The sequence below is a fragment of the Streptomyces sp. NPDC054786 genome (genome assembly GCF_053611685.1).
Genome location: NZ_JBSHAW010000003.1, coordinates 177,788 through 204,269, shown reverse-complemented (window position 1 = coordinate 204,269; position 26,482 = coordinate 177,788). Strand labels below are relative to the sequence as shown.

General features: G+C 70.2%; 24 protein-coding genes. 14 read left to right on the top strand and 10 right to left on the bottom strand.

Annotated features, from left to right (window positions below; all coding sequences use genetic code 11):
* Positions 1-102 precede the first annotated feature (102 nt).
* Together ACWGI6_RS04530 and ACWGI6_RS04525 are read left to right on the top strand one after the other, a co-directional pair.
* Positions 103-1,476: a SufS family cysteine desulfurase gene (locus tag ACWGI6_RS04530; RefSeq protein WP_453266087.1), complete on the top strand. Its 1,374-nt coding sequence runs from the start codon at positions 103-105 to the stop codon at positions 1,474-1,476.
* A 145-nt stretch (positions 1,477-1,621) separates the two neighbouring features.
* Positions 1,622-2,281, top strand: a complete 660-nt coding sequence (locus ACWGI6_RS04525; RefSeq protein WP_453266086.1) for a hypothetical protein — start codon at positions 1,622-1,624, stop codon at positions 2,279-2,281.
* 53 nt (positions 2,282-2,334) lie between these two features.
* On the opposite strand, the gene ACWGI6_RS04520 is transcribed toward ACWGI6_RS04525, so the two are convergent.
* On the bottom strand, positions 2,335-2,850 hold the full coding sequence (locus ACWGI6_RS04520; RefSeq protein WP_453266085.1) for a hypothetical protein: 516 nt from the start codon (positions 2,848-2,850) through the stop codon (positions 2,335-2,337).
* A gap of 237 nt (positions 2,851-3,087) precedes the next feature.
* A complete protein-coding gene (locus ACWGI6_RS04515) occupies positions 3,088-3,651 on the bottom strand; it encodes a GNAT family N-acetyltransferase (protein ID WP_453266084.1) in 564 nt (187 codons plus the stop codon).
* Positions 3,652-4,024: 373 nt separating this feature from the next.
* Here ACWGI6_RS04515 and ACWGI6_RS04510 point away from each other — a divergent pair, with 373 nt between their 5' ends.
* Both ACWGI6_RS04510 and ACWGI6_RS04505 read left to right on the top strand, forming a co-directional pair.
* Complete coding sequence (locus ACWGI6_RS04510) at positions 4,025-5,173, top strand: serine hydrolase domain-containing protein (protein WP_453266083.1); 1,149 nt, start codon at positions 4,025-4,027, stop codon at positions 5,171-5,173.
* 276 nt (positions 5,174-5,449) lie between these two features.
* Positions 5,450-6,028 carry an HD domain-containing protein gene (locus ACWGI6_RS04505; RefSeq protein ID WP_453266082.1) on the top strand — a complete coding sequence of 193 codons (579 nt, stop codon included), beginning with the start codon at positions 5,450-5,452 and terminating at the stop codon, positions 6,026-6,028.
* Between the two features lie 66 nt (positions 6,029-6,094).
* Here the strand turns inward: ACWGI6_RS04505 and ACWGI6_RS04500 are convergent, their stop codons facing one another.
* The 4 genes from ACWGI6_RS04500 to ACWGI6_RS04485 all read right to left on the bottom strand — a co-directional run bounded on the left by ACWGI6_RS04500 (position 6,095) and on the right by ACWGI6_RS04485 (position 10,613).
* Complete coding sequence (locus tag ACWGI6_RS04500) at positions 6,095-6,736, bottom strand: GNAT family N-acetyltransferase (RefSeq protein WP_453266081.1); 642 nt, start codon at positions 6,734-6,736, stop codon at positions 6,095-6,097.
* 333 nt (positions 6,737-7,069) lie between these two features.
* Positions 7,070-8,833, bottom strand: coding sequence for a beta strand repeat-containing protein (locus ACWGI6_RS04495; protein WP_453266135.1), 1,764 nt, complete (start codon positions 8,831-8,833; stop codon positions 7,070-7,072).
* 219 nt (positions 8,834-9,052) lie between these two features.
* On the bottom strand, positions 9,053-9,799 hold the full coding sequence (locus ACWGI6_RS04490) for an IPT/TIG domain-containing protein (RefSeq protein WP_453266080.1): 747 nt from the start codon (positions 9,797-9,799) through the stop codon (positions 9,053-9,055).
* A gap of 124 nt (positions 9,800-9,923) precedes the next feature.
* Positions 9,924-10,613, bottom strand: coding sequence for a hypothetical protein (locus ACWGI6_RS04485; RefSeq protein WP_453266079.1), 690 nt, complete (start codon positions 10,611-10,613; stop codon positions 9,924-9,926).
* A gap of 634 nt (positions 10,614-11,247) precedes the next feature.
* Here ACWGI6_RS04485 and ACWGI6_RS04480 point away from each other — a divergent pair.
* Positions 11,248-12,276, top strand: a complete 1,029-nt coding sequence (locus ACWGI6_RS04480) for an aminoglycoside phosphotransferase family protein (RefSeq protein ID WP_453266078.1) — start codon at positions 11,248-11,250, stop codon at positions 12,274-12,276.
* A gap of 377 nt (positions 12,277-12,653) precedes the next feature.
* Positions 12,654-13,178 carry a hypothetical protein gene (locus ACWGI6_RS04475; protein ID WP_453266077.1) on the top strand — a complete coding sequence of 175 codons (525 nt, stop codon included), beginning with the start codon at positions 12,654-12,656 and terminating at the stop codon, positions 13,176-13,178.
* 207 nt (positions 13,179-13,385) lie between these two features.
* Here ACWGI6_RS04475 and ACWGI6_RS04470 read toward each other — a convergent pair whose 3' ends face one another.
* On the bottom strand, positions 13,386-14,462 hold the full coding sequence (locus tag ACWGI6_RS04470; RefSeq protein WP_453266076.1) for a S1 family peptidase: 1,077 nt from the start codon (positions 14,460-14,462) through the stop codon (positions 13,386-13,388).
* A 920-nt stretch (positions 14,463-15,382) separates the two neighbouring features.
* On the opposite strand from ACWGI6_RS04470, the gene ACWGI6_RS04465 reads away from it, so the two are divergent.
* From ACWGI6_RS04465 to ACWGI6_RS04455, 3 genes are all read left to right on the top strand, one after another.
* Positions 15,383-16,393 carry an acyltransferase family protein gene (locus ACWGI6_RS04465; protein ID WP_453266075.1) on the top strand — a complete coding sequence of 337 codons (1,011 nt, stop codon included), beginning with the start codon at positions 15,383-15,385 and terminating at the stop codon, positions 16,391-16,393.
* Positions 16,394-16,522: 129 nt separating this feature from the next.
* On the top strand, positions 16,523-17,584 hold the full coding sequence (locus ACWGI6_RS04460; RefSeq protein WP_453266074.1) for a class I SAM-dependent methyltransferase: 1,062 nt from the start codon (positions 16,523-16,525) through the stop codon (positions 17,582-17,584).
* Positions 17,585-17,755: 171 nt separating this feature from the next.
* Complete coding sequence (locus ACWGI6_RS04455; protein ID WP_453266073.1) at positions 17,756-19,033, top strand: glycosyltransferase; 1,278 nt, start codon at positions 17,756-17,758, stop codon at positions 19,031-19,033.
* A gap of 92 nt (positions 19,034-19,125) precedes the next feature.
* On the opposite strand, the gene ACWGI6_RS04450 is transcribed toward ACWGI6_RS04455, so the two are convergent.
* Positions 19,126-20,040, bottom strand: coding sequence for an alpha/beta fold hydrolase (locus ACWGI6_RS04450; protein WP_453266072.1), 915 nt, complete (start codon positions 20,038-20,040; stop codon positions 19,126-19,128).
* Positions 20,041-20,160: 120 nt separating this feature from the next.
* Between ACWGI6_RS04450 and ACWGI6_RS04445 the strand changes: the two genes are divergently transcribed.
* Both ACWGI6_RS04445 and ACWGI6_RS04440 read left to right on the top strand, forming a co-directional pair.
* Positions 20,161-20,769, top strand: a complete 609-nt coding sequence (locus ACWGI6_RS04445; RefSeq protein ID WP_453266071.1) for a TetR/AcrR family transcriptional regulator — start codon at positions 20,161-20,163, stop codon at positions 20,767-20,769.
* Between the two features lie 217 nt (positions 20,770-20,986).
* Complete coding sequence (locus ACWGI6_RS04440) at positions 20,987-21,757, top strand: ankyrin repeat domain-containing protein (RefSeq protein ID WP_453266070.1); 771 nt, start codon at positions 20,987-20,989, stop codon at positions 21,755-21,757.
* Here the strand turns inward: ACWGI6_RS04440 and yczE are convergent.
* Entirely contained in the window at positions 21,741-22,538 is a 798-nt protein-coding gene (gene yczE, locus ACWGI6_RS04435) for a membrane protein YczE (RefSeq protein ID WP_453266069.1), read from the bottom strand. The two genes, ACWGI6_RS04440 and yczE, sit on opposite strands and share 17 nt — an antisense overlap.
* Before the next feature lie 101 nt (positions 22,539-22,639).
* Between yczE and yczR the strand changes: the two genes are divergently transcribed.
* Together yczR and ACWGI6_RS04425 are read left to right on the top strand one after the other, a co-directional pair.
* Positions 22,640-24,127 carry a MocR-like transcription factor YczR gene (yczR, locus tag ACWGI6_RS04430; protein ID WP_453266068.1) on the top strand — a complete coding sequence of 496 codons (1,488 nt, stop codon included), beginning with the start codon at positions 22,640-22,642 and terminating at the stop codon, positions 24,125-24,127.
* A 304-nt stretch (positions 24,128-24,431) separates the two neighbouring features.
* On the top strand, positions 24,432-24,710 hold the full coding sequence (locus ACWGI6_RS04425) for a hypothetical protein (RefSeq protein ID WP_453266067.1): 279 nt from the start codon (positions 24,432-24,434) through the stop codon (positions 24,708-24,710).
* Between the two features lie 124 nt (positions 24,711-24,834).
* Here ACWGI6_RS04425 and ACWGI6_RS04420 read toward each other — a convergent pair whose 3' ends face one another.
* Positions 24,835-25,461: an alpha-ketoglutarate-dependent dioxygenase AlkB gene (locus ACWGI6_RS04420; RefSeq protein WP_453266066.1), complete on the bottom strand. Its 627-nt coding sequence runs from the start codon at positions 25,459-25,461 to the stop codon at positions 24,835-24,837.
* 160 nt (positions 25,462-25,621) lie between these two features.
* Between ACWGI6_RS04420 and ACWGI6_RS04415 the strand changes: the two genes are divergently transcribed.
* Complete coding sequence (locus ACWGI6_RS04415) at positions 25,622-26,380, top strand: IclR family transcriptional regulator (RefSeq protein ID WP_393904735.1); 759 nt, start codon at positions 25,622-25,624, stop codon at positions 26,378-26,380.
* Positions 26,381-26,482 lie beyond the last annotated feature (102 nt).

The following is a 26,482-nucleotide window of genomic DNA, read 5'->3' as shown; positions in this document are numbered from 1 at the left end:
GTTCCCGGGGGCGCGTGGCCGAACACGGCTCTGGCACCGGACCCTCTCGTCGGCGGCCTGACGTCTGCCGATCCGGCTACGGCACCGGCGACAGCCCTGGCCATGAGCACGGTCACGGACGCGCCCACGGACCCGGTCACCGCTGACCCGGCCGCCCGGACTGCCACGCGGTCCAGCGCCCAACCCGTACCACCCGCTACCGAACCCGTACAGCCCACCATCCGGTCCGTACAGCCCACCGGCCTCCCCGGCCAACCCGCGGCCTTCTCACCCGAGTTGGCGCGCCGGGACTTCCCGATCCTGCACCGGACCGTGAACGGGCACCCACTGGTCTGGCTGGACAACGGGGCCACCACACAGAAGCCACGCCAGGTGATCGAGACACTGGCCGGCTTCTACGGATCCGCCAACTCCAACATCCACCGTGGTGCGCACACCATGGCCCGGGAAGCCACCGAGGCATACGAAGCGGGCCGGGCGGCGGTCGCCCAGTTCCTGGGCGCACCGTCACCGGACGACATCGTCTTCGTACGCGGCACCACCGAGGCGATCAACCTCGTCGCCCAGAGCTGGGGACGGGCCAACCTCGGCCCCGGGGACGACATCCTGGTGCCTGTACTGGAGCACCACTCGAACATCGTCCCCTGGCAGTTGGTCGCCAAGGAGACCCGTGCCCGGGTGGTACCCGTGCCACTGCAGCCCGACGGCCAGATCGACCTCGACGCGTACGCCGATCTGCTGTCCATGCGCACCCAACTCGTCGCGGTCAGCCAGGCGTCGAACGTGCTGGGCACCGTCCCACCGGTGCGCGAGATGACCGCACTCGCCCACCGTTACGGCGCCAAGGTACTGGTGGACGGGGCACAGGCGGTGGCGCACTTCCCTGTCGATGTGCAGGACCTGGACGCCGACTTCTATGTGTTCTCCGGTCACAAGCTGTTCGCCCCGACGGGGATCGGCGCCCTGTACGCGAAGCCGGAGATCCTGCGGGACATGGCGCCGTGGCAAGGCGGCGGCAACATGATCGAGTCGGTCGACTTCACCCGTACCACCTACGCCCCCGTTCCCCACCTCCTGGAGGCCGGAACCGGGCACATCTCCGGCGTGGTCGGTCTGCTGTCCGCGCTGAACTGGCTGACCTCCTTCGACCGCGACGCCATCGCCGCCTACGAGACCTCGCTCATGGCGTACGCACAGCAAGCCCTGGCCACGATTCCCGGCCTTGAGCTGCTGGGCTCAGCCCCCGACAGAATCGCCGTACTGACCTTCACCCTCGCCGGCCACGACCCGTCAACGATCGCCGAATGGCTGGACCGCGACGGCATCGCCATCCGCGCCGGCCACCACTGCGCCCAGCCGGCGCTGGCCCACTACGGCCTGGAGAGCGCGGCGCGTGCCTCGCTCGCGCTCTACAACACATCCGAGGAGGTGGACAAGCTGGTGGCGTCGCTGCACCGGCTGCAGCAGACCGCCTGACCCTGCTGTCCGTACGAGGTGCCGGCCGGAGCCCCTCCGGCCGGCACCACCCACGCCGCGACCTGCCCCTGTGGACAACTCCGCCGGTGCCCTCGCCCGCGGGTCATACTGAGCACCCTGCCAGGAACGAGGGGGAGCGAAAGTCATGACGATGTCGCGAGACGGGGCCCGGCCGCCGCGTCGGGTGCAGGACGTGTCGTCCGCCCGCTGGATCGAGGAGGGGGTCGGCGGGTTCGACAGTGGTGTCCATGCCCTGCTGCCGGCCGGGTTCGAGACCTACGCACGGCTTCTGCATCCCAGCGAGCCGGCGGACGGCCGGTTCGAGCGGTGGGCGGAGGTCGCGCAGCGGTCCGGGCGCCCGCTGCACCCGCTGGCGCGCTTCGAGGAGGTGGCCGGCCCGGGGGACGAGCCACCGTGGCAGGGTTCGCTGCCCGCGCATGTGCTGGCGGCTCTGTGCGCGGTGCTGGCGACGGAGACCGGCACTCCGCAGCAGTGCCTCTTCGGGCTCTGGGAGGGGTGGGGCTGGCTCCATGACGAGGGGCCGAGGGTGCGACTGAGCGGACGTGCCTACGCGTTGTACGAGGGGCCGGTCGAAGCGGCAACGGCCCTGGGGGACCGGAGCGCGGGGGTCTTCTTTCCGCAGGCGCCGAATCTGTGGTGGCCACAGGACCGGGCCTGGTGCGTCGCCACGGACGTGGATCTCGACTCCACCTACCTCGGTGGGTCCGCCCGCCTGATGGAGCGATTGGCGGGCGAACCCCTCTTCGAGGTGTTTCCGGTGGCGCTCAACGACCGGATCGGCTGAGCCGTGCGTTGAGCGCCTGCCGCGAAGTGTCAGCGCTTTCGCGGGACGTTCGGTCAGCTCTTCTTGCAGGCGTTGATGCGGACCGTGGCGCTGGTGTGCTTCACCTGCTTGGTGCGCGGGGTGTACCCGGGCGGGAAGGTGACCACGCCGACGGCGGCCCCCGTGTAGTTCTGCCTCTTCACGCAGCGGCGCGCGGCGTTCTGGCTCACCTTGTTCTTTCCGGTGTTGGTCCTGGTCCCGCTCTGCTTGTACAGCGTGCCGTTCTTGTACAGGCCGACGCGGATGGCCAGTTGCGCCACCCGCTTGGTGCACTTGATGTCCGCGGTGACGTTCACCATGTGCCGGTTGTCCGCGTGGGCGTGGTGGGAGTAGTGCGGGAGGTGAGTGGTGATCTTGCAGGTGATCACGTCACCGCTACGGGCGTTCACCGTCTGCACGGTGCCGGTGCCGGTCGCGGTGTCGGGTCCCGCGCCGGCGGGTGCCGAAGCACCCGCGGTCCCCGCTCCCATGGTCAAGGCCAGTGCTCCGGTCAGCGCTCCCGCGAGCAGCGTCCGCTGTACGGTCCTCATGAATTCCCCCTGTGTGTCGCCCCGTTGGGGCGCACTGATAGTGCGCCGCCACCTCTCAAGGCCGATGCGAGGTGAGGCGTTTGGTCACATGATTCCGTAAAAGGGACGTGGCGTAGGGGTATTTCGCCCAAGTCCCCACGGGGTTGGTGCGCCACGGTGGCGGCGCACCTTTTCCGAACAGGGCTTACGCGGGCTGCCGGACCGAACCTTCAGGGGCCCCGACCGTTGCGGCAGCGGTCATCGGCCGGAGGCGCGCTGCTTGCGCCACTCCCCGGCCAGGACCGACCAGACCTCCATGTCGTGGCGCACGCCTCGGTACGGGTAGCTCTCCCGCAGCACTCCGTCCCGCACCATGCCGAGCCGCTCGGCGACTTTGATGCTGGCGGTGTTGGAAGAGGACGCGATCCACTCCACACGGTGTATCCCCCGCTGCTCGACCGCCCAGTCGATGAGCACCCGCATCGCGCGCGTGACCAACCCGCGCCCGACGGCCGCCTCCTCCAGCCAGCAGCCGACCTCGCAGGTGCCGAACTCGGGGTCGAACGTCCTGAACAGGACACCGCCGACGAGCACACCATCCGCCCAGATGCCGTAGAGCCGGCCGCTGTCGGCAGCTGCCTTGTCCGCATAGGACTGCAGGAACGCCGTGGCCGACGCGAGATCGGTGGCACGGTCCGCCAGCGCGATGTACCGGCCGATGTACTCGCGGCCCCGGTCCAGGTGTGCGAGGTACTCCCCGGCATGCCATGGCTCCAGCGGCCGCAGCTCGGCACCGTCGTCACCCAGCGCTCTCGCAAACATCCGCTTCTCCCCCACCCTCGCTGCCACGTCAGCTTGTCTTGTGCTCGCTGCGGCACGAGCTGCGCTGCCTTCGCCCCTGTGCCGCGCCCCGAATCGTCCCACAGCGGCCTGCCCGGGGCGGGATCCGCATCGACGAGCGGAATGCGCCCGTCCAGGCCCGGGGGCCCGGGTGCGAGCAGCGCATGGGCGCGCTGTTCGACGAGATCACCAAGGCCGGCGGTTTCTGCAGGTCCACGACGAGAACATGACGGTGACCGCCGTGGTCCGCGAAATCGCCGAGGGCTGATCGGGTCGGATGCGATGGATTCGGCCCGATGAGTCCGCGTCATGGCGGCAGTCTTACTTCCGACCGCACACTCGGGAAGGTGGACCGATGACCAACCTGCACAACATCCTGGAGACCCATATCAGCGACGGGCCGGTGCCTGGCGCGGTGACTCTGGTGGCTCGCGGCGACCGGGTCGAGGTGCAGACCGCCGGCTCGGTCGACGCCGACGGCACCGCCCCGATGGCCAGAGATTCGATCTTCCGTATCGCTTCGCTCACCAAGCCCGTCGTCGCGGCGGCGGTCATGATGCTGGTCGAGGACGGCCGGATCGCGCTGGACGACCCGGTCGGGAAATGGCTGCCGGAGCTCGCGTCACCGACTGTTGTCCGCACGCCGGACGGCCCGGTCGACGACGTGGTCCCGGCTGCCGGACCGATCACCGTGTTCGATCTGCTCACCTCCCGCGCCGGATACGGCTTCCCGTCGGACTTCTCGCTGCCGGTGGTCGGACGGTTGTTCAGCGATCTCAAACAAGGCCCGCCGCAACCGCAGCTCGTCCCGGCGCCGGACGCATGGATGGCGGCGCTGTCCCGCATTCCGCTGCTGCACCAGCCGGGCGAGGGCTGGCTGTACAACACCTCCTCGGACATCCAGGGGGTGCTGATCGCCAGGGTCTCCGGCCGTCCGTTGCCCGAGTTCCTGGCTGAGCGGCTGTTCGAGCCGCTCGGCATGACCGACACCGGATTCGAGGTACCGGCCGGCAAGCTCGACCGGTTCACCAGCTGCTACCGGCTCGGTCCGGAGGGCGAGCGCGAGCTGGCCGACGCCCCCGACGGGCAGTGGAGCAGCCTGCCGGCATTTCCGTCCGGCGCCGGCGGGCTGGTCTCGACCGCCGACGACTGGCACGCCTTCGCCCGGATGCTGCTCGCCGAGGGAACCGTCGACGGCCGCCCACTGCTGTCGCCCGCGTCGGTGCGGCAGATGACCACCGACCAGCTGACCCGGGCGCAGCGCGAGGCCGGGAGGGTGTTCCTGGAGGGCCAGGGCTGGGGTTTCGGCGGCTCGGTGGACATCGAGGCCATCGAGCCGTGGAATGTGCCGGGACGCTACGGATGGATCGGCGGCACCGGAACGGCAGCCCACCTCACCGCGTCCACCGGCACGGTCGCCATCCTGCTCACCCAGCTGGAGCTGACCGGGCCGACCCCGCCCCCTGTGATGCGGGACTTCTGGCAGTACGTGGCAGGCGTCTGAGGACGAGGAGGGGTCCCTGACCGGGAGGAGCGGCGGGCTCCGCGGCGTCGGCCGGCGGCACGACGACCGCGGAGCCGGGCATGCCCGGCCGGGAGTGCGGAGCGTCCTCGTACTGGGCTGCCGCTTCCGCAGCGTCGAGGAAACCGCCCTTGAGGAACACCCGGTCCCCGCCCGGACGCCCCGCGTACACCTCGTGGACAGCCCTGTGCGGCAGATTCCTCTTCCGGTGCGGCGCACAGGATGGCGCCGGCGGTTGCGCCATGACGGGAAGCGACGATGAGCAGAGAACAAGTACGGTCCGTGGACGGGCTGATGGCCATGCTGGCCGACTGCGCGGACGTCTGGGACACACCGGACCGTTCGGGCGACCCGGTGGACATCCTCGACCATGGTCTGCAGGTCGCGGCCGTTCTGGCGGAGCGGCACCCGCACGACGAGGAACTGCAGGTCGCCGGCCTGGTACATGACATCGGGCATCACCTGGTACCCGGCGACGAGGCGCAGCACGGCGAGCACGCCGCCGCGGCCGTCGCCGGCCTGCTGGGCCCCCGGGTCGCACGGCTGGTCGCGCTCCACATCCCCGCCAAGCGCTACCTCGCGGCGACCGATGCCGAGCATGCGACCGGGCTGTCGCCGGAGAGCACTCGCACCCTCGCCCTCCAGGGCGGACCGATGACGCCGGAGGAGCAGGCCGCGTTCGAGGCGAACCCCGACTTCCTCGCGGCGGTCGCGCTGCGGCACGCCGACGACGCGGGGAAGGTCGCGGGCCTTCGGGTGGCGGGCCTGGCACATTGGCGCCCCCGGGTGGCGCAGGTGGCTGCCGACTACGCCGGAACGTCGTCCGCGAGGCGATAACGGCCCCCGAACCACCTCGTCAGGTGGCGTGCCGTACGGGGCGAGGGCAGCGGCTCCGTCGTCACATCAACCGCTCTGGGGCCGGTAGATGCACGCCGCCAGCGGCGTGTGCGTCTTCCAGCCCAGGGTCTCGTACAGTGCGCGCCCGTCGTCGGTCGCGCCCAGCACGCCGAGGTCCGCGCCCTCGGCCACGGCGTGGTCGACGAGGGTGCGCATCACGAAGTTGCCCAGGCCGCGACGGCGGTGGGTCTCCTCGGTCGTGACGCGGTCGATGACCGTGGCCCGCCCGAGGACGGCCATCTGCCCCTGGGCGGCGGGCTCGCCCGCGGCATCGTGCACCTGGACGTGGACGACTCCCTCGCGGGTCTGCACGGACGCGGTGTAGCCCTTGGGCGCCACCGGCTCGGTGACCCGCAGATCCACGGCCATCAGATGTCCTGCCTCGTCCTTGTCCACCACCCAGCCCTGCGGGAGCCAGCACCCGACCTCGTCCGGCTCCATGGGCACCTTGAGCCAGGTGTGCGGCACGGTCACCGAGGCGGCGGCCTCGCGTACCGAGGACTCATCGGCGTCGGGCAGTACATGGCGCCCCACTTGGCCGGGCTTGCCCACCTCGAGATAGAGCCCCCACGGGTGCTCCGTCGGCCGGGGCGTGTGCCGTGACACGGCCCAGCCGGACGCCCAGATCCTGACGAGTTCCGGAACCATCAAGCCCTCCCGGCGTAAGTGACGTATCCCCGGAGAGCACCTTACGTCACCGTGCGGGGCAGCGGCGTCACCCAGCGCCTCGGGGCGTCGCGTCCGGTGGTGCGGTCATACGGGGCGCAGACGCCTGAACTCGTGGCGGGGCAGGGGGAAAGCGTGACGACAGGATTTTCCAGGCAGTGTCCTGGCAGCGGGCCTGACGATCGCTCGCTGCCCGGTGCCGTTTCCACCGGCACCGGGCTCACCGGCAGATCTGGATCCCTGATCCCGCACCCGGCGGGTGGACCGGCGCCGTCCCCGCCGCCGGTCCTTGGCGCCGGCACCCGCCCCGCCGCCTCAGATCCCGGGTGGGACAACTCGGGTGTAGGTCTTCGGGGCACTGGTGCCGCCGGGGGTGGTGACGGTGACATCGACCGGCCCGGCGGCTCCGGGCAGGGCGTCGACCACGAGGTGACTGTCGGAGACGACGGTGAACCCGGCGAGGGCGGCACCGAGAAGCACGGTGGTCGCCTGGGCGAGACGGGTGCCGGTGAGGGTGAGGGTGATACCACCGGAGGTGGGCCCTTGATTCGGGACGACCGTCGTGACGACGGGGGCCGCCAGGTAGGTGTAGGAGACCCCGGTGCCGGTTCCGCCGGCGGTGCTGACGGTGACATCGACCGAACCGGCGGCTCCCGCAGGAACCACAACGGTGATCTGGGTGTCCGAGACCACCGTGAACGCCGTAGCGACGGTGCTTCCGAAGCGCACCGCGGTGGCCTCGACGAGGTGGACGCCGGTGAGGGTGACGGTGTTCCCGCCCGAGAGCGGGCCCGAGGGCGGGGCGATGCCGGTGAGGACCGGGGTGCTGACGTAGAAGTAGGAGCTCTGGAGGGTCGTGGTACCGCCCGGGGTGGTGACGGTGACATCGACCGGCCCCGGGGTCGCCGCGGGGACCACGGCGGAGATCTGGGTCGAGGACACGACCGTGAAGGACGTCGCGGGGGTGGCGCCGAAGCTGACCGCGTTCGCTCCGGTGAGGTTGGCGCCGGTGAGCATGACGGTGTTCCCGCCGGAGGTGGGCCCCTGGTTGGGGGTGACGCCACTCAGGGTGGGCGTCAGCGAGTAGGTGTAGGAGACACCGTTGCTGGTGCCGCCCGGCCCCGTCACAGTGACCTGCACCGTGCCGGTCCCGGCGGGAGCGACCGCGGTGATATGCGTGTCGGAAACCACGGTGAACGACGTTGCCACCACGGACCCGAACCGCACCGCACCAACCGCGGCCAAACCCGTGCCGGTAAGAGTGACCGTCGTACCCCCGACCAACGGACCCGAAGCCGGGTTCACAGACATCAACACCGGCACCGAAACCGCCGTGTACGAGAACGACACACCATTACTCGTACCCCCCGGCCCCGTCACGGTGACGTGCACCGTGCCGGTCCCGGCGGGAGCGACCGCGGTGAGGTGCGTGTCGGAGACAACGGTGAACGACGTTGCCACCACGGATCCGAACCGCACCGCACCAACGGCGGCCAAACCCGTGCCGGTAAGAGTGACCGTCGCACCCCCGACCAACGGACCCGAAGCCGGGTTCACAGACATCAACACCGGCACCGAAACCGCCGCGTACGAGAACGACACACCATTACTCGTACCCCCCGGCCCCGTCACAGTGACCTGCACCATGCCCGAACCCGCGGGCGCCGTCGCCGTGATCTGCGTACCGGAGTTGATCACAAACGAAGCCGACACGGCACCGAACCGCACCACCGTCGCACCCGAGAACCCCGAACCCGTCAACGTGACCGTCGTGCCACCCGCCGACGGACCCGAAGCAGGACTCACCGAGGAGAGGGCCGGCGCGGGCGTGGCGACGTAGGCGTAGGTGACGAACTGGTTGCTGATGCCGCTGGGGGTGGTGACGGTGACCTGCACCGTCCCGGTCCCGAGCGGGGTGGTGGCGGTGATCTGGGTGTCGGAGTTGACGGTGAATGACGGTGCCGGTGTGGCGCCGAAGCGCACGGCGGTGGCATTGGTGAAGCCGGTGCCGGTGACCGTCACGGTGTTACCACCCGCGGTGGAACCTGAGGGGGGAGAGACGGAGATGACTGCGGGCACGGCGGCGGCCGGCTGCGCGGCGGAAGGGGTGGGAGATTGTGCTGAGCGATTCACGGCCAGGTCCTTCGGGGGCGTGAGCCCCGGCCGCAGGGGAGAAGCACCGGGCCGAGGCTCGTCAAGGGAGGTCGGGTGTCCGGGCAGGGCAGGACGCACCCTGTCCGGACAGGCTGTTGGCGCGCCTGGTGCAAGGACCAGGCCGTCAGTGGCTCGGGCTGCCGGTCAGATGCCGGGCCCGGCAACGTAGGTGAAGGCAGCGGTGGCGCTGCCACCGCTCGTGGTCACGGTGACCTCGGCGGGGCCGGGGGCACCGTCCGGGGTGGGCGGGGTGACGACGGACAGCGTGGTGTCGTTGATGACCGAGAACGGTGCGGGCGTGGCGCCGAAGGTGACCGACTGGGTGGTGCTGAGGTTGGTGCCGGTGATGGTCACCACGGTTCCGCCGGTCGCCGGGCCGGAGTTGGGGTTCAGCGTGCCGACCGTCGGCACGTCGACGTAGGTGTAGGACAGACCGTTGTTGGTTCCGCCCGCGGTGGTGACACTGACGCTCACCGGCCCGGCCGCCGCACCCGCCGGTACGGTGACGGTCAGTTGGCCGTCATTGACCACGGAGGGGGTCGCCGTGGTGGCACCGAAGTGCACCGCGGTGGCGGTGCTCAGGCCACTGCCGTTGATGGTGACGGTATTGCCGCCCGCGGTGACCCCGGTCACGGGGGCGAGGCTGGACTTGAACGGTGCCCCGACGTAGAAGAACGACAGCGGGTTGCTGGTTCCGCCGGGGGTGGTCACGGTCACGGGAACCGTACCGGCGCCGGACGGGCTGGTAACGGTGACCGATGTGGGGGTGTTGCCGGTGATGAGGGCTGTCTTGGCGCCGAAGTGCACGGCGGTCGCGCCGTCGAGGCCGGTACCGGTGATATTGACGGTGGTCCCGCCTCCGGTCGAACCCTGGTTGGGGGAGATTGGCATGGCGTTGCTCCTTCGGTGGAGTGTGTGAGTGGGAGTGACGAACCGAGACCGGAGGGCTGCGTTCGGCGCCGGCGGTGCGGTGGGCTGCCTGGTGGAGCAGTCGGCCGATACGTCGGCCGGGCCGTCAGGTGCAGCCGATGACGCTGCCTGACGGAGCACAGTTGTCCGGGGTGTTGCCGCTCACGGTGGTGGCCAGCAGGGTCACGCCCCCGGAGTTGACGTAGATGCCGCCGCCGGAGGCGGCGGTGTTCCCGGTGACGGAGCTTGCGGTCAGCGCCACGGCGCCGTTGTCGTTGTAGATACCGCCCCCGGCGACGGCGGTATTGCCGGTGACGGAACTGGTGAGCAGCGAGAGCGTGCCGCCCAGGTTCGAGATGCCACCCCCCGGGAAAGGCGGCACGGCACTGCCGCCACGGACGGTGACCCCGACCAGGCTCAACTGGCCCTGGGTGCCGGGCACGTTCGCGGCCCCCTGCACCTGGAGGACCCGGAAGGCCGGTGCGCTCGGGTCACGGGTAATGGTGACTCCCAGCCCCAGCAGGGTGATCTGGGTGGTGATGGGCGGTAGCCCCACCGGGCCGGTGGGCCCGTTGCCGTGCGCGCTGGTGAGTTGGTACGTGCAGAACGGAACCAGCGCCAAGGTGTCGCCACCGGCCACGTTGGCCGCTGTGATCGCATTCACCAGCGAGGCTTCGCTGCACAGCACAGGCACCTGGGCGTGCGCCTGGTTCGGGACCGCGACCAGCCCGGCGGTCAGCGCCACGGTCAGGGCGCAGACACCGAGGATGGAGCGCAATGTACGGACAGTTCGCATGACGTCCCCAGGAAGTGGTGACGTGAGCCGGCGCACCGGCCGATGCCGACGAGCGGCACTGCACGGTGCCCTTCACATTCTCTGCGCGGGAGGGCACCCGCCGCGGCGCCAGGGCTGCACCGCCGCCTACGCCCAAGTGGACTGGGAGACAGGCCGGCTGCCATTCCCCCGAGAGGTTGGGCGGCCCACCGGATTGGATGCCTCAGTAACCCACCCGAGTGAGCACGCCTGCAATGTTCTTGACGCTCCGTCACTCGGACGGCAGGGCGTGCATCGGCTGCGGTGCACAACGCCGGCGACAGCGCTGTGGCTGGAAGTGGTTGGCGCACCGGGCCTGCTGGATCGTCGAACAAGGGTAGTTGAAGACCTCTTCTCAGGAGAGACCGTCTTCTCGGAGAGGCAGCGACGCGCCACGCCGCGCGATGAACTGCGAGCGCGGGATTCCGTACCCTCTCGCCCTCTCGCCGTCTCGCCGTCTCCGCCGACGATCACCCGGATCCGCACGGCAAACCGCCGCAGTGACGGGCGCCCGCACCGGGGCCGGCATGGATCGGGGACATCCGTAAGCAGCCGGCCGCACGCCGAATCCGCCATAGTTCCCAGGCCTGTTCGCCCGGATGGAAGGATGAGGACCATGACGTCGCGACTTCCGTTCGGGGACGGGTTAAGAGCAGAGCTGGGGGCGCCCGGACGGCACCGCAGACTGGACAGCAGCCCGCGCTCACGCGTCTGGCGCGTCGCCCTGAACGGGATACCGGCGATCGTCAAGCAGATCGTTGACGCACCCGATGCCGCACAGCGGTACACGCGCGAGGTGACAGCTCTGCGGCTCGCCTCCCGGGCCGAACCGGCCATCGTGCCCGCGCTGCTGGGCACCGATGCCGGGGAGCACGTACTGGTACTGGAGCATGTCGAGGCCGGCAGGCCGGACCGTGACTGGATCGTCGAGTACGCCACCGCCCTCGCGCGGCTGCACGCCACCGGTGCCCCCGAGGATGCCGGTCTCCTGCCGGCCTGGTCCGGCCCGACCCAGGACGACATCGGCTCCTTCCTCCATCTCGCCGAGACGCTCGAAGTGTCCGTGCCGTCCTGCGCGCCCGCCGAGCTCGACGCTCTCGTAGACCGGATCGACCGGACACCGGGGCACGCCCTGCTGCACGGAGATCCGTGTCCCGGCAACGACCTGCACACCGCTCAGGGCGTCAGATTCATCGACTTCGAGCAGGCCGCACTGGGCAACGGACTCATGGAACTCGCCTACCTGCGCATCGGATTTCCCACGTGCTGGTGCTCCACCGCGGCAACCGCACCGCTCATGAACCGGGCGGAGACGGCCTATCGCACGGCATGGATCACCGCGACCGGCACCGAACCCCAGGGCGATCTGACCGACGCCTGTGCCGGCTGGCTGCTGCGCGGCGACGCACTGGTGCAGCGGGCCCACCGCGAGACCGTCGACCACCTGGCCCGCATCCCGGACCGTGACTGGAAGTGGGGCACCGCGACGGCCCGGCAGCGAGTGGTCCACCGGCTCGGCGTCGTCGCACGGATGACGGCTGACCGTGCCGACCTCCGCGGCCTGCACCGCCTCTCGTCGGATCTGCGCCACCGCATGCTTGCCCAGTGGCCCACGCTCAGGCCATTGCCCTCGCGACGCCCGTAGCGGCCGGCACGCGCGGCCTGATCAGAACGCGGAGGTCCGCGTCCGTGTACCGCGCGGTGGGATGACGCGTGGCTGCCCGCTGTCCTGAGCGGGATGTCCGTCGCAGGTCCTCAGCCGTTGCTGCGACGGATGCTCTCCTCCTGGGGACTCCCGGGCCTCCCCCGCCCGGCTGATGCCGATGATTCGCCAGGCCGATGTGGCGGTCAGGGGCGCCGCCGGACCATCGGAGGGTGACTGGACTTGAGAAATGCGCATTTGGTGACTCATCGCTGTCGCCCCGGCCCGCCGGATCGGGCGACCCCGCGGACTCCGGACGGGGAGGGCACTCGACCGCTCGCCGCATCCAGGCGAAGCTGCACGGCCGGACGGCGGCGGCCGTGCCCCGATGGGCCGTGTGGACCGCGTACGCCACCACCCTGACCACGCTGCCCTCCGGTATCTGGCGGATCGTGGCCTTGAACCTCCACGGACCGCTGCTGGAGCGCACGACGACGGTGGTGCGCGGCCATGGCCCGGTGCTGCTCACCGGCGCGTGGTACGTGGTCGTGCTGAGCGTGGTCAGCGAGGCGCTGGCGTACCTCACCGTCGGGCTGGTCAGTGAGTGGGGCGAGGTGGTGCCACGCTGGATCCCCGGCCTGGGCGGCCGCCGGGTGCCGGTCCTCGCCGCTGTCCTTCCCGCCGGTTTCGGTGCGACGGCGCTCACGCTGGTCTTCCCGTACGCGCTGATCATGTTGAGCCTCGGCCGGACGATCAACGGGACGCACGGCACGGGTGTGGTCGTGCACGGTTGGCAAACCGTCGTCTTCGCCGTCGCCTACGCGCCACTGGCCGCCTGGGGGCCGTTGCTCGGCATCGTGACCGTGCATTACTACCGGCGTCGCCGCCACGCCGCGCGGCGCTGACCGCAAGACCGTGGTGCGGACATCCGCGACCAGGGCCAGCGGCAGCCCGGCATGGAGCCGCACGGGGGAACGAAGTCAGCGGGTCGCCGGCCGCACGGCTCGGACGTCAACTGCTCCCCGCGCACCCGGAGATGAGCGCGGGGAGCAGCTGCCCGCGGAGACGGGGACCGGCCGCCACAGGCCGTTGGACCGCACCGGCCCGGTGGATCAGTCGAAGTGCGATCCGGTCTTCTCAAGGGCCTCGCGCACCGGCTGGTAGAAGGTCTCGCCGCCCGAACCGCAGGCGCCCCTGCCGCCCGAGGTCAGCCCCAGCGCGGTGTTGCCCTCGAAGAGCGAGCCGCCGCTGTCCCCGGATTCCGCACAGATGCTGGCCTGGATCAGGTCGTCGACCGGCCCTTCCTGGTAGTTGACCGTCACCTCGACGGCGATGACGTCACCGGCGTGGACGTGCGTGCTGCTGCCACTGCGCTGCACCCGCTCGCCCACAATCGCATCGCCCACCTTGTCGATGGACTGCATGCTGCCGTTGTAGAGGTCCACCTGGCTGGGGTGCGCGATATGGGTGTCGGCGTACTTCGCGATCCCGTAGTCGTCGCCGGGGAAGGAGCCGGCCTCCGTCACCGCGATCTCCGGGCCCCCTTGCTCGGCGGACCAGCTCCGCACCGCGTTGGTGCAGTGCCCAGCGGTCAGGAAGTACGGCTGCCCGTCCCTGAGGACGTTGAAGCCGAGCGAGCAGCGTGCGCCGCTCCCCCAGATGGTGTTGCCACCTGCGATCAGGGGCCGGAGCCTGCCCGCCGACTGTTTGAGGGTGACCCGGTCACCGAGCGAGGAGGCGACCTTCTTGAGCTGTGCCAGGCGGTCGCCCGTGACCGTGCGGTCAGCGACGATGACCACCTGGTTGGTCTTGGGGTCCATCCCCCAGGACGTCCCGGGGATCGTGGCCTTCTGCTTGAGGGTCGCACGGGCGGCATTCAGCGACGTGAGGGAGTGCTTGACGACCTTGGCCTCGGCGCCGGCCCCACGGACCTTGCCCGCGGCGGCCTCGGTGGTCACATTGACGATGAGCTTGTTGTTCCGGGCGTCGTAGTAGAAGCCCGCCGCGTTGGCGCCGAGGGCGGAGCTGATGCCCCGGGCACGCTGTGCGGCGGCGGTGGCCGACGGGGGCTCAGGGGCGTCGGCAGGAGCGGCTTGGGCGCTCTGCAGCGTGAGTGCGGCGGCGATCAGAGCCACCGCACCCGCACCGACGAGGACGGTGCGGGGTTTGGGTGCGCGTGTGTGCTTCAACTCAAGACCTTTGGTGTGGGGTTGGGCCTGTAGTGGATGTCCGGGCCCACAGAAGTCAGACGTTTTCCCTCCCCCCTTACCGAAGCCGCATCCGCGCCGCACGGTCCTTCACGCAGGGCTTCCCACGCGCTCGCGGCGGCGCATCCAGACCGCGCCTATATCGCCGTACCGCTCTTACCGGGTACCACGTACACCGGCATGCGTTGCATCGTCATATGCCCTGCCCTTGAGGGTTATCGGTGCCACGGACGGCCGGTGCTCGTGGCACGGCGGCATGAAATCATTCTTTCCTGTGCCCGCTTCGTGCTACACCCGCCCGGCCACAGGTCCGCAGGAATCACCTGTACGGCCGGTGGCGTAATTCACCGGCGCCCGGATATCACCGCGCCACTTCCCCGAGGTGTCCCCGGGGAACGGCTTCTGGATATGCGCCGAAGGCCGTGATTTCGTGCTGTTCCACGGAATGGCCAAAGGCGACAACCCGCATCACACGCCGGGTCAATTGGTGCGGACGGGACTCATGAGGTACTAGCCCGTACGAGTGAAATCGGGTCACCCTCCCTATGCACGGGACGTGGAGCGGTGGGTCAATCAGGATATCCGCGCGACGGGCCGCCCATTCCTCCGCACGGGCCGGATCAGTCCTTCCATCCGATCCCCCGGCGACCCCCTCCGCGCACCCATACGCATCTGCGTGGTGGTCATGGGCCTGGGCGTTCTCCCGCAGGAGGCCTCTCGTGCACGATCTCCCCAGACCGCCGTCCCGGTCCACCGCCACGGCCGGCGTTGTCGGCCGCATCGGCACGCAGGAACCGTCGGCAAAGGACGGCACACGATCTGGCCGACCCCAGCGGTTACCTTCTCTGACCGGTCTGCGTTTCGCCGCCGCGGGCGGAGTCGTCTTCACCCACAGCGCGCTGTTGATCAACCCTCACCTCGCCCGGACCCTCGGGCCCGAGGTATGGGTCGGGGCGAGTTCGGTTTCGCTTTTCTTCATTCTGAGCGGCTATGTGCTGACCCATTCCGCCCGCCCGACCGATACCGCACGCGCCTTCTGGCGGCGGCGTGCCGCCAAGATTCTGCCGAATCACGTACTCACTTGGTGCGTGGTGGTGGCCGCGCTCGCCTGCGCCGGCAGGGCGACCGCCCCGCACGGTTCCGGATTGCCGGCGCACCTCTCCAGTCTCTTCCTGGTGAACACCTGGGTTCCCAGCCAGCGCTTCATCTCCGCGGGCAATCCCGTTTCCTGGTCCCTGGCCGCCGAAATGTTTTTCTATCTCCTCTTCCCCCTGCTCCTGCCGTGGGTCGAGCGGCTGTCGCGTCGTGGTCTGCTGATCGGCGCGGGAGCGGCCGTCGCCCTCGTCTGGATCTGTCCGGTGCTCTACGAGTTCGTCCTCAACCCGGGCGGATCGTCGTTCCCCGGATACTGGTCCTTGTACATGCTGCCGCTCACGCGGCTGCCCGAGTTCGTCCTCGGCATGTTGGTGGCCCGTATCTCCTCGGCGGGAATACGGATTCCGCGCGTCGGCGTTCTCCCGGCCGCCCTGGGCGTCATCAGCACGATCGTGGTGAACGGTACGTACCTGCCGCACAGCTTCCTGTACGCGGCCTCGACCGTCGCCCCGCTCGCCATGCTGGTGTACGCCACCGCGGAGCTGGACCTGCGGGGCAGAACGTCGCTGCTGCGCACACCTGCCCTGGTGTTCCTCGGTGAGATCTCCTACGCCATGTATCTCCTCCACTTCCTGGTGCTGGGGTTGATGTACCTGTCCCTGACGGGTCATGGATGGAGCAACCTCTCCGTGGTCCTGGCCGGCCTTCCCGTCATCCTGCTGACCTCGTGGCTGCTGTACGCGGGCGTGGAGCGGCCGTGTGTGCGGCGCCTGTCCAAGCCGCGCCGTACTCACCCCCGTGCCGTCCCAACTCCGTGAGCACAACCAGGCGTTCCGGCGGTTCGTGCGGTCCACAGCCGGCCCCGGAGCCGGCCCGGCGTGCCTCCCCCGCCCTCCGCACCAGTGTCCGCGCTCCCCCATCAGGACTACCTCGGAAAGAAGCCCCCCATGATGAGTACGCGAAGCGAGCACATCGCCGCCCACCGGCCCCGTTACCAGGACGAGCTGGCACGTGGGCTGGAGCGGTTCTTCGAACCACGGCGCACCACATGCCCCTGGTGCACCTCCTCGCGGCTGCGCGGGCGTCTGCGCACCGCCGACCATCCCCAGCACAAGCCCGGGAAGTTCGTCCTCGAACAGTGCCGCAGCTGTGGGCACGTGTTCCAGAACCCCCGGCTGAGCGCGGACGGGCTGGATTTCTACTACCGGGACTGTTACGACGGCCTGGGCGAGGCGACGATGGCGCGGCTGGCCTGCTCGCCCATCGCGGTGAAGCTCTACCGGGCCCGCGCCCGGGCACTGCTCCCGTTCAGCCGCCCCTTACGCTGGCTGGACGTCGGCACCGGTCACGGCCACTTCTGCGCCGAAGCCCGAAGAATCCATCCGGACACCCAGTTCCACGGGCTCGACTGGGGTGAAGGCGTCGAGATCGCCGCACGCAAAGGCCGCATCGTCCGGGCCTACCGGGGCTCCTTCGTCGGGATGGCAGGCCAACTGGCCTGCCAGTACGACGTGGTGAGCATGCATCACTACCTGGAACACACCCTGGCGCCACGGCAGGAACTGGCCGCCGCCCACACGGCGCTCCGGCCTGGCGGTCATCTCCTGGTGGAAGTGCCCGACCCGGAATCCGCCGCGGCCCGGTTGCTCGGCCAGTGGTGGGGCCCGTGGCTCCAGCCGCAGCACCTGCACTTCGTCCCCCTGGACAACCTCTGCGGCGCACTGGCCGAGCAGGGTTTCACCGTCGTGGCCACCGACCGGCAGGAGCCCCATGTCCCCACCGATCTGACGTCCGCGGCGGTGAACCTGCTCAAGTCCGTTCTGCCGAGCGAAGATCTGCCCTGGCTGGCCGAAAGACCGGGACCCTTCCACCGCTGGATCCGCCGGCTGTCCCTGCTGGCCGTCGCACCCGTGCTGCTCGTCCTCGTCGGGCTCGACATCCTGCTCGCGCCCCTCACCCGGCGCACCCGGCTGTCCAACGCCTACCGGGTGGTCGCGCGCCGCGACTGACCCCAGCACCGGGCCGCCGCCTCGCGGGGCGCAGGCGCTGCCCGTCCACCACACAACTGCGCGGGAATTCAAGCGCGTTCGGCTGCATCAGAAATTCGGCGGATAGACCAGCCGAGTGAAGCCGAGCGCGGTCGGAATCATCGCCGACGACGAAACGGAACACTGCCGACCATGCACATCCTGATCGCTACCGCAGGTTCGCACGGGGACGTGGCTCCTTACACCGGCCTGGGGGCCCGGCTGCATCGCGCCGGGCACCGGGTGGTGATGGCCACCCATGCGCGCTCGGCCGCGCTGGTGCGCCGCAGCGGCCTGGGCTTCCACCCCCTTCCGCTCGACCGGTACGCCACGTCCGGAACCGATGACACCAGAGGGCACGGCCCGGGGAAGGGCGGCCAGGGGGCCCGCCTCTCCAAGGTCGAGCAAGTACAGCTGGCACGGGAATTGGCTCCGCAGATGGCCGACGCGGTGACCGAGGCCTGCGCATCGGGCGCAGAAGTCCTTTTGTTTTCCAGCAGCCTGGCTCCCTTGGGGCTCGTGGCGGCGGAGGGTCTGCAACTGCCCAGCGTCGGCGTGTTCTTACAGCCGCTTGAGCCCACCCGGGAGTTCCCGCCGGTCATCTTCGACATGCCGTCCTGGGGACCGTTCGCCAACCGGGCCTTGGGACGGTGCGCCCAGTCGTTGCTGGCCCGCGCTTTCGCCCCCGGGGTGCACCATCTGCAGCGTCGGCTGGGCGTGCGGCAGGATGCCCTGGAACGTCGTCGGGCGACGTGGCCCGTCCATCACGGTTTCAGCCCGGCGGTGGTGCCCCGGCCCGCCGACTGGCGGCCGGGAATGGAGGTGGCGGGCTACTGGTGGCCGTCGGAGGCCCCCGGCTGGACGCCGGAATCCAGGCTGGCGGATTTCCTCCAGGCCGGTCCGCCACCGGTTTTTGTGGGCTTCGGCAGCATGGCGCCCGGCGACCCGGAACGCCTCGGACGTCTCCTGGGACGAGCCTTGCGGCTCGCCGGAGTGCGCGGCGTGGTCCAGTCGAGCTGGGCCGGCCTGTCGGTCGAGGGGGACGACGTACTGACGGTGGGTGAGGTCCCGCACGCCCAGCTGTTTCCGCAGATGGCAGCCGTCATCCACCACGCGGGTGCCGGAACCACGGCAGCCGGCCTGCGCGCGGGCGTGCCGGCGGTCCCCGTGCCGATGATGCTGGACCAGCCCTTCTGGGCGTCGCGTCTCACTTCGCTCGGAGTCAGTCCCTGCAGGCTCCCCTTCCAGCGGCTGACCGCGGAGAATCTCGCGGCCGCTGTACGGAAGGCCGTGCACGACCCCCGATACCGTCATCGCGCCCGGCAGGTGTCGGCGCTGCTCGGCACGGAGGACGGTGCCGGCCGGGTGCTGACGGCGGTGGAGCAACTGGCGGGTGGAGACAGCGGAGAGGGCCAAGGCCCCGGCCGCTGAGGTTGCTTGACGGAGGGCGCGCACGCGTCGCGGCGGCAGAGCCCGGAGCTGCTGGGCGGGGCCCGGCTTCCTTCGGCCGGCCCGGACGCTCCTCAGTGAACGGAGTCCATGAAGCTCACCATGCGGCTGTTGACCGACTCCGCGTGGTCGATCTGTGGTCCATGGCCGGTGTCGGCGACGATGTCGACGCGGGCACCGGGCACCAGGCGCGGGACGCGCTCCCGCTGCCGTTGCGGGTGGACCAGCAGGCTCCGCTTCCCGAGCAACAGATAGAGCGGGGTGCGGATACCGCGCAGCTCCGCTTCGGTGAGAGGGAGCGGTGCGGGGCGGCGGATGCGGTAGGCGCGAATGCCGAGCCGCACCATCGCGCGCAGTTCCGGCACCACCAGGACCGGCTGGTCGAGCCAGGCAGCCAGGCGTGGTCGCATCGCCTTCGGCGCGCAGGTCGCGAAGAGGCTGACGAAGATCCAGGCGAAGAATCGGAGTCCCACCTTCTCCAGGCCACCCGGGTCCAGCAAGGTGACCGAGGCCAGTCGGCCGGGCCGGTGCAGCGCCTGGTTGAGGGCGAGCCATCCGCCGTAGGAGGACCCGACGAGGTGGACGCGGTCGAGTCCGAGGCCTTCGAGTGCCTCGTCGAGCCACTGTGCGGCACGTTCGGGCTGATGAATGGGTTCACGCTGCACGCTGCGGCCCGGGTCGCCGGGGGTGTCGATCGCATAGACCGGGCGCTGGGCGCTCAGGGCGGCGACGTTCGGGTACCACTGCGACGAGTTGCCGCCGGCGCCGTGCACCAGGACCACCGGGGTCCGGGACGCGGCGCCGGGCTCCGTCGGCCCGTACCGGTAGACGTGTGTGGTCCCGGAGCGGGTCTCCACGTCGCACTCGTCACGCGGGGCCGGCCCCAGGGCGTAGACGGCGTCGCACGCGGCGAAGTACCGGTCGCGTACGGCCTCGTTCACATAGCGGCCGACAGCGGGGTTGCGGTTATGCGTCGTGGTCTCGGGCACGGCAGGCCACCTCCGGACAGCGGATTTAGTGGTACCACCGTACCACCAAAGTGGTACAGCGGTACCATGTAGCCGACCCCGCAGGCCGGACGGAACGAATGAGGCGGAGGACACGGGCTGATGCCGAAGCGCGTGGACCACGAGGAGCGTCGTACCCAGATCGCCGAGGCGCTGGTCCGGGTTGCCGGGCGGCGCGGTTTGCACGCCATCGGGATGCGCGATGTGGCGGCCGAAGCGGGAGTGTCCCTGCGGCTGGTGCAGTACTACTTCGAGACCAAGGAGAAGCTGCTGCTCCACGGCTTGCAGCAGCTGACCACCGAGCTCGGCGCCCGTATCGCCGAGCGGGTACGGGCCGCCGGGGATGCCCCGGGACCGCGCGAGATGATCGAGGCCGTGCTCCTGGAATCACTCCCCACCGACGAGGAGAGCCGGACCTTTCACCTCGTCTACACCGCCTACGCCGTGCTCTCGGTGACGGATGAGGCACTGGCCGCCCAGCCGTTCATCGACGGGCCCGATGCCGCCGAAGACTTGGTGGCCGGCCAGTTGGAGCGGGCGCGCGAAGCCGGCCTGACCGCACCCGACATGGACGTACGCACGGAGGCGGTCAGCCTGCTCGCCCTGTCGGCGGGCCTCGGCACCAGCGTCCTGGTGGGCCAGCGCACCGCGGAGTCCGCAGCGGCGGTCCTCCGCCACCACCTGGACCGGCTCTTCCCGAACGGCGGGTGAAGCGGCCCCGCCGTCGGACCCCGCAGCGGTGGCCCATGGAGCACCTGCCCCACGGGCGGCCGCCCGGAAAATTGCGTCGACCACCTCCGCATCCGGAATTAGCCTCGGCCCCCATGAACACCCTGCGGACGATCCATGACGTGCCCGTCCTGATGTGAACCGCACGAGCGGCTGAAGGCCAGGGAGCCGCGATGATGCTCCCGGGGAAGGAATGTGCATGACCGAGGCGTTGGCCCAACGACTCATCACTGCCGTCTACGAGGACGAGGTGCGCCAGGTGGACGCGCTCCTGCGGCAAGGGGCTTCCCCGTCCACACCGCACCCCGACGGGGAGACGCCGTTGTACCTGGCCGCGGTAGGCGGGCGCACGGACATCGTGAGGCTGCTCCTCGAAGCGGGAGCCTCACCCGATGCGGAGAGCGGGGGAGAGCCGGGGAGCGAGGGTCTGCCGCTGTGTGCGGCGGCCTGCTGGGACCATGCCGAGGTGGTGCGCGAACTGCTCGCGCACGGCGCCGACCCCAACCTGCGGGAGGATGACGGCACCTCCTGCTCCCCCTTGATCTGGGCGGCCACCGGCGGCCACCACCGGACCGTCCGACTCCTGCTCGAAGCACATGCCGATCCGGACGCGGGCAACCGCGACCGCACCCCGTTGATGGCGGCGGCCGAGCGGGGGTCGATTGCGGTGGTGCGGGCACTGCTGCGCCACGGCGCCGACCCCCAACTCACCGATGCGCTGGGCCGGACGGCGGAGGACATCGCCCGCGAGAAGTGCGGCAAGGACGTCGAGAGCGAGCTGCGGAAGAAGGCGGGCGCCGCCCCGGGTGACAGCTGCGAGGTCCGGCGCAGTCCGCGCCCCGAGGGCACGGAGCTGGTCGAGCTCACCGTCAGCTCACCGGACGGAATTCACGGGTCCCAGTGGCAAGAGGAAACGGGACACGCCGCGATCGCAGCGCTGTTGCAGGATGGAGTCATCGAGCAGCAGTGACGTCATGTGTCGAGGGGCCGGGACGGCGGGGATGCGACTGCCCGGACAGCCCTGCGTCACCGGCACGTTCGGCAGTGCTCCGGTAGGCGCACCACGGCAGGAAGAACTGGGTCGTCGGGCCGACCGTGAGTGCGTAGAGCACGGTGCCCGCCCCCACGCTCCCACCGAGCAGCAGGCCCATGGCGAGCACCGCGATCTCGATCAGGGTGCGGATGAGGCGGAGGGAACGCCCGGTGGTGGCGGATGCGCCGGTCATCAGCCCGTCCCGGGGGCCGGGTCCGCAGCGCGCGCCGACGTAGACGGCGACGGACAGCCCGTTGAGGACTACACCACCGACGAGCAGAGCGACCCGGGCGGGGAGCCCGAGGTGCTGGGGGATGAGCAAGAGACCGAGGTCGGATGAGCACGCCAGGACGATGGTGTTGGCGACGGTGCCGAACGTCGGCCGTTGCTGGAGCGGGATCCACAACAGCAGCACGAGCAGGCCCAGGACGGCGCTGATCGTGCCGAAGCTCAGGTCGGTGTGGCTCTGCAGGCCCTCGTACAGGACGCTCCAGGGGTTGACGCCCAGCGACGCCCGGACCATGGCCGAGAGGCTCAGTCCGTAGAGGGCGAGGCCGGTGAACAGTTGGGGCAGGCGCCGCAACGGACGCTCACCGAGAGGGACATAGGCGAGTGGGGGCCGGGACGGGCGCGTACGGGATCTGAGCGGCGTCGCGGTGCGTTCCCCGTGACGGCGCCGGAGTCCGCGCGCGAAGTGGTCCGTGATGTCCTGCCGCATGCCCGGTCGCCTCCATCGTGTGATGTCTGAGCCTCAAGGCCAACGGGGCAAGTCTGTAGAGTGATTGGCCTGGGCAACACGACCAATTCCAGGAGAGTGGTATGGCCGACCCGCATCCGTTCCAACAGGTGGAAAGGGCGGACCGCACCGAGCGGAACCTGGGGAGCCGGCAGCTCGCCGCGATGCTGCCCGCCCCTGCGGGAGCGCGGCCCGCCTACCGCCACCTGGCCCGGGCGATCAGCGCGCTGATTCTGGACGGACGTATCGGGTTGCACGTCAGACTTCCCGCCGAACGGGAACTGGCCACGGCCCTGAACACCAGCAGGGCCACCGTCACCGCCGTGTACGACCTGCTGCGCGAGAGCGGCCACGCGCACAGCCGCCAGGGCTCCGGCACCTGGACGTCCTTGCCCGAGGGCCAGGCCCCCAACGGCATCACACGCCTCCTCGGCCCGCAGGACACCGCGATCGACCTGGCCAGGGCCGCCCCCGGACTGCCGGAGCAGATACTCGTCGAGGCCCTTGCCGAGGTCACCCCTCGACTGGCCGAGCACACGCACACTCCCGGCTACCACCCCTACGGCCTCCCGGAACTGCGCGCCGCCGTCGCCGAGCGGTTCACCCGGCGCGGACTGGCCACCGTGCCCGAGCAGATCCTGGTGACCGCCGGCGCCCAGCACGCGCTCACGCTCGTCCTGGGGCTGCTGTGCCGCACCGGCGACCGGGTCATGGTCGAGAACCCGTCCTACCCGAACGCGCTGGAGGCGATGCGCCGCGCCCGGCTGCGCACCCTGTCGGTCCCTGTGACCGATACCGGCTGGGATATCGAGATCATCGAATCGACCTTCCGCCAGGCGGTGCCCCGACTGGCCTATCTGATCCCCGACTTCCACAATCCGACCGGCTGCCTCATGCCCGATGAAGAGCGCGTCCGCATCCTGCACGCCGCTCGGCGCTCCGGCGCCTGGCTGGTCATCGACGAGACCCTGGCCGACCTCGCCCTCGACGTCCCCGCCCCGCCGCCCTTCGCCTCCCGCGCCACACCCGGCGGGACCGGCCAGGTCATCACCATCGGCTCGATGAGCAAGACGCACTGGGGCGGTCTGCGCATGGGCTGGCTGCGCGCCCCCGCCCGCCTCGCCACCGAACTCGCCGGCCAGCGGGTCGCCACCGACATGGGCGGCTCGGTCCTGGACCAACTGCTGGCCCTCTCCCTGCTGGCCCGCGCCGGCGAACTGCTGCCGCCCCGCCTGGAACAGCTGCGCCGGCAACGCGCCGCTCTGGCCGCTGCCTTGACCGAGCACATGCCGCAGTGGACCTGGCAACTGCCGCCCGGCGGACTGTCGCTGTGGGCCGACCTCGGCGCCCCCGTCGCCTCGGCGCTGGCGGAGCGGGCCCTGGACTACGGGGTGCGGATCGAGGGCGGTGCGTACTTCGCCACCGACCCGGGGATTTTCGAACAGCGCCTCCGCATCCCGTACACCACGTCACCGGACACCCTGCGCGAGGCCGTGCACCGGATGGCCACGGCCCTCACCGATGACCTTTCGCTGTCCTCCACCACCCGACGAGCGCACTGGGTCGTCTGAGGCGGACACCGCTTCCGAGCGCGCCGGCCGGCAACGGCGCCTCCGCTCGGCGTGCACCGCACGGGAGTTGGCGCGATCCCCGTAGCGGCCGCACGCCGGCCGGACCCACCATGGCCGCCACGCCAAGCGCCAACTCCCCCACAGCCACATTAGTCCGATTGTTACTTTCTTTCGCCTTCCATCTGTATTGTGCAAAACCTTTGGTGTTGGCGGGATTTGGGCGGCGTCGTGGTGCATTGTTCAGTCATGCCCGGCCATCGGCGGGGCATCTCGCACCATGGCAATGCAGAAAGGCAGATCCTCAATGACTGACGGATTCAAGCGCGCCATCGCTCTCGGCGCCGCCACCGTTGCCCTCGCCGGAGGCGCCCTCCTCTCCTCGGTGGGTGTCGCCTCGGCCACGCCGTCGCACCACGGAGACCATACGGCCACGCGACACGTCGACCGGGGGCGGTGCCACATGGTCCACGGGCACTGGTCCCGCACCTGGCACCCGGCCTGGCGCGACCGGCACGGCGTGCGCCACCACGGCTACTGGACCAGGATCTGGCACCGGGAGCACCTGGTCTGCCACCGGCACTGACCATTTCCCCTCAGCAATTGCCGGGCCCCCGAGCCGACGCAGACTCGGGGGCCCACCCGTTTCCGTAAGCCGGATACCTCACCCGGAAGCCGGGTCGGCATCGCACCGGATGACGCGCCCGTCTTCAGTGCACGCCGTGCGGCCGGAACTGGATGCTGACCCGCGGACCCGCCGCCCGCGTGGTCTTGGGGATCGCGTGTTCCCAAGTCCGTTGGCAGGAGCCGCCCATGACGATCAGATCGCCGTGCCCGAGCGGTCGCCGTACCGTGCCGCCGCCGCGCCGCGGACGCAGCAGCAGATCGCGCGGCGCCCCCACGGACAGGATGGCGACCATCGTGTCCTCGCGTCTGCCGCGGCCGATCCGGTCGCCGTGCCAGGCCACGCTGTCGCGGCCGTCCCGGTAGTAGCAGAGCCCGGCCGTGGTGAACGGTTCGCCGAGCTCGGTGGCGTAGTGGGCGGAGAGCGCGTCCCTCGCCTCGTCCAATACGGGGTGCGGCAGCGCGTCGTCGGCCTTGTAGAAGGCGAGCAGCCGCGGTACGTCCACCACCCGCTCGTACATCCGCCGGCGCTCGGCCTGCCAGGGCACCTCGGCGGCGAGCTGCGCGAACAGGGCATCGGCCCCGCTCAGCCACCCGGGCAGCAGATCGAGCCAGGCCCCGTCGCCGAGCTCGGTCCTGCGCATCCCGCGCAGCGGGCCGAGACGGACCTCGTCGGCCTGGTCGAAGAGCGAGCCCTGGAGATGCATGGACATGCTTTCAGGGTACCCAATAATCGAATAAGTGTTCTGTGTGCCCGCTGTCGCGCACCTCGGGGCTGGCCCACCCCACTCGGGCACACCCTTCTCCGCAAGGAAGCGGCGGCCGCCACGGGACGGCCTTGCCTGCGCGGGGCACCGGGCGCAGGCTGAATACATGGGCAATGGAGAAGGCCCTACGCTCATCACTTCCGTCCAGCGAGCCTTCCGCTTGATGGAGTCCGTGGGTGCGCACGAGGGCGGCGCGCCGGCGAAACAGCTGGCACGGGAGACGGGGCTGCCTCTGGCCACCACGTATCACCTGTTGCGCACGCTTGCTCACGACGGATACATCCGGAAGCTGGAGGACGGCGGTTTCGTCCTGGGGGACAAGCTGGACACCCTGCGCACCGGCGGGCAGGGGCAGGCGCTGCTCAACCGGGTCCGGCCCGCGCTCGCGGCTCTGCGGGACGATCTGTCGGCCGCCGCCTATCTGACCTTCTACGAGGACGGCGAGATCCGGGTCGCCGAGATCGTCGACGGCCCCCGGGCACCACGCGTCGACCTCTGGGTGGGCTTCGAGGACGCCGGGCACGCCACGGCGCTGGGCAAGTGCGTGCTGCGCGAGCTGGACGACGAGGCCCGCGACGACTACCTCTCCCGGCACCCCCTTGCCGACCTCACACCGCGCACCATCACCGGCCGCGCCGAACTGCTGCGGAAGCTCGACACCCTGCCCATGGCGCCGGTCGTGACGGACATGGAGGAGTACGCGCTCGGTACGTTCTGCGTCGCGGTACCCGTCTACAGCGGTCAGACGCTCGGGGCCCTCGGCGTATCGCTCCGGGCGGACCGGGTCTCCCGTATCGACGAGGTCCGGAAGCGGCTGCTTCCCACAGCGAGCCGTGTGACCAGGGGACTGTCGCTCACTATCTGAAATTTCGGTCCTTGCCCCTTCCCGGCAGATGCCCGTTTCCTTGACGAAGCGGACATTTTGGAATTCAAGTGCGATGAGCAGGGAAGCGAGCTGCGGACCAGT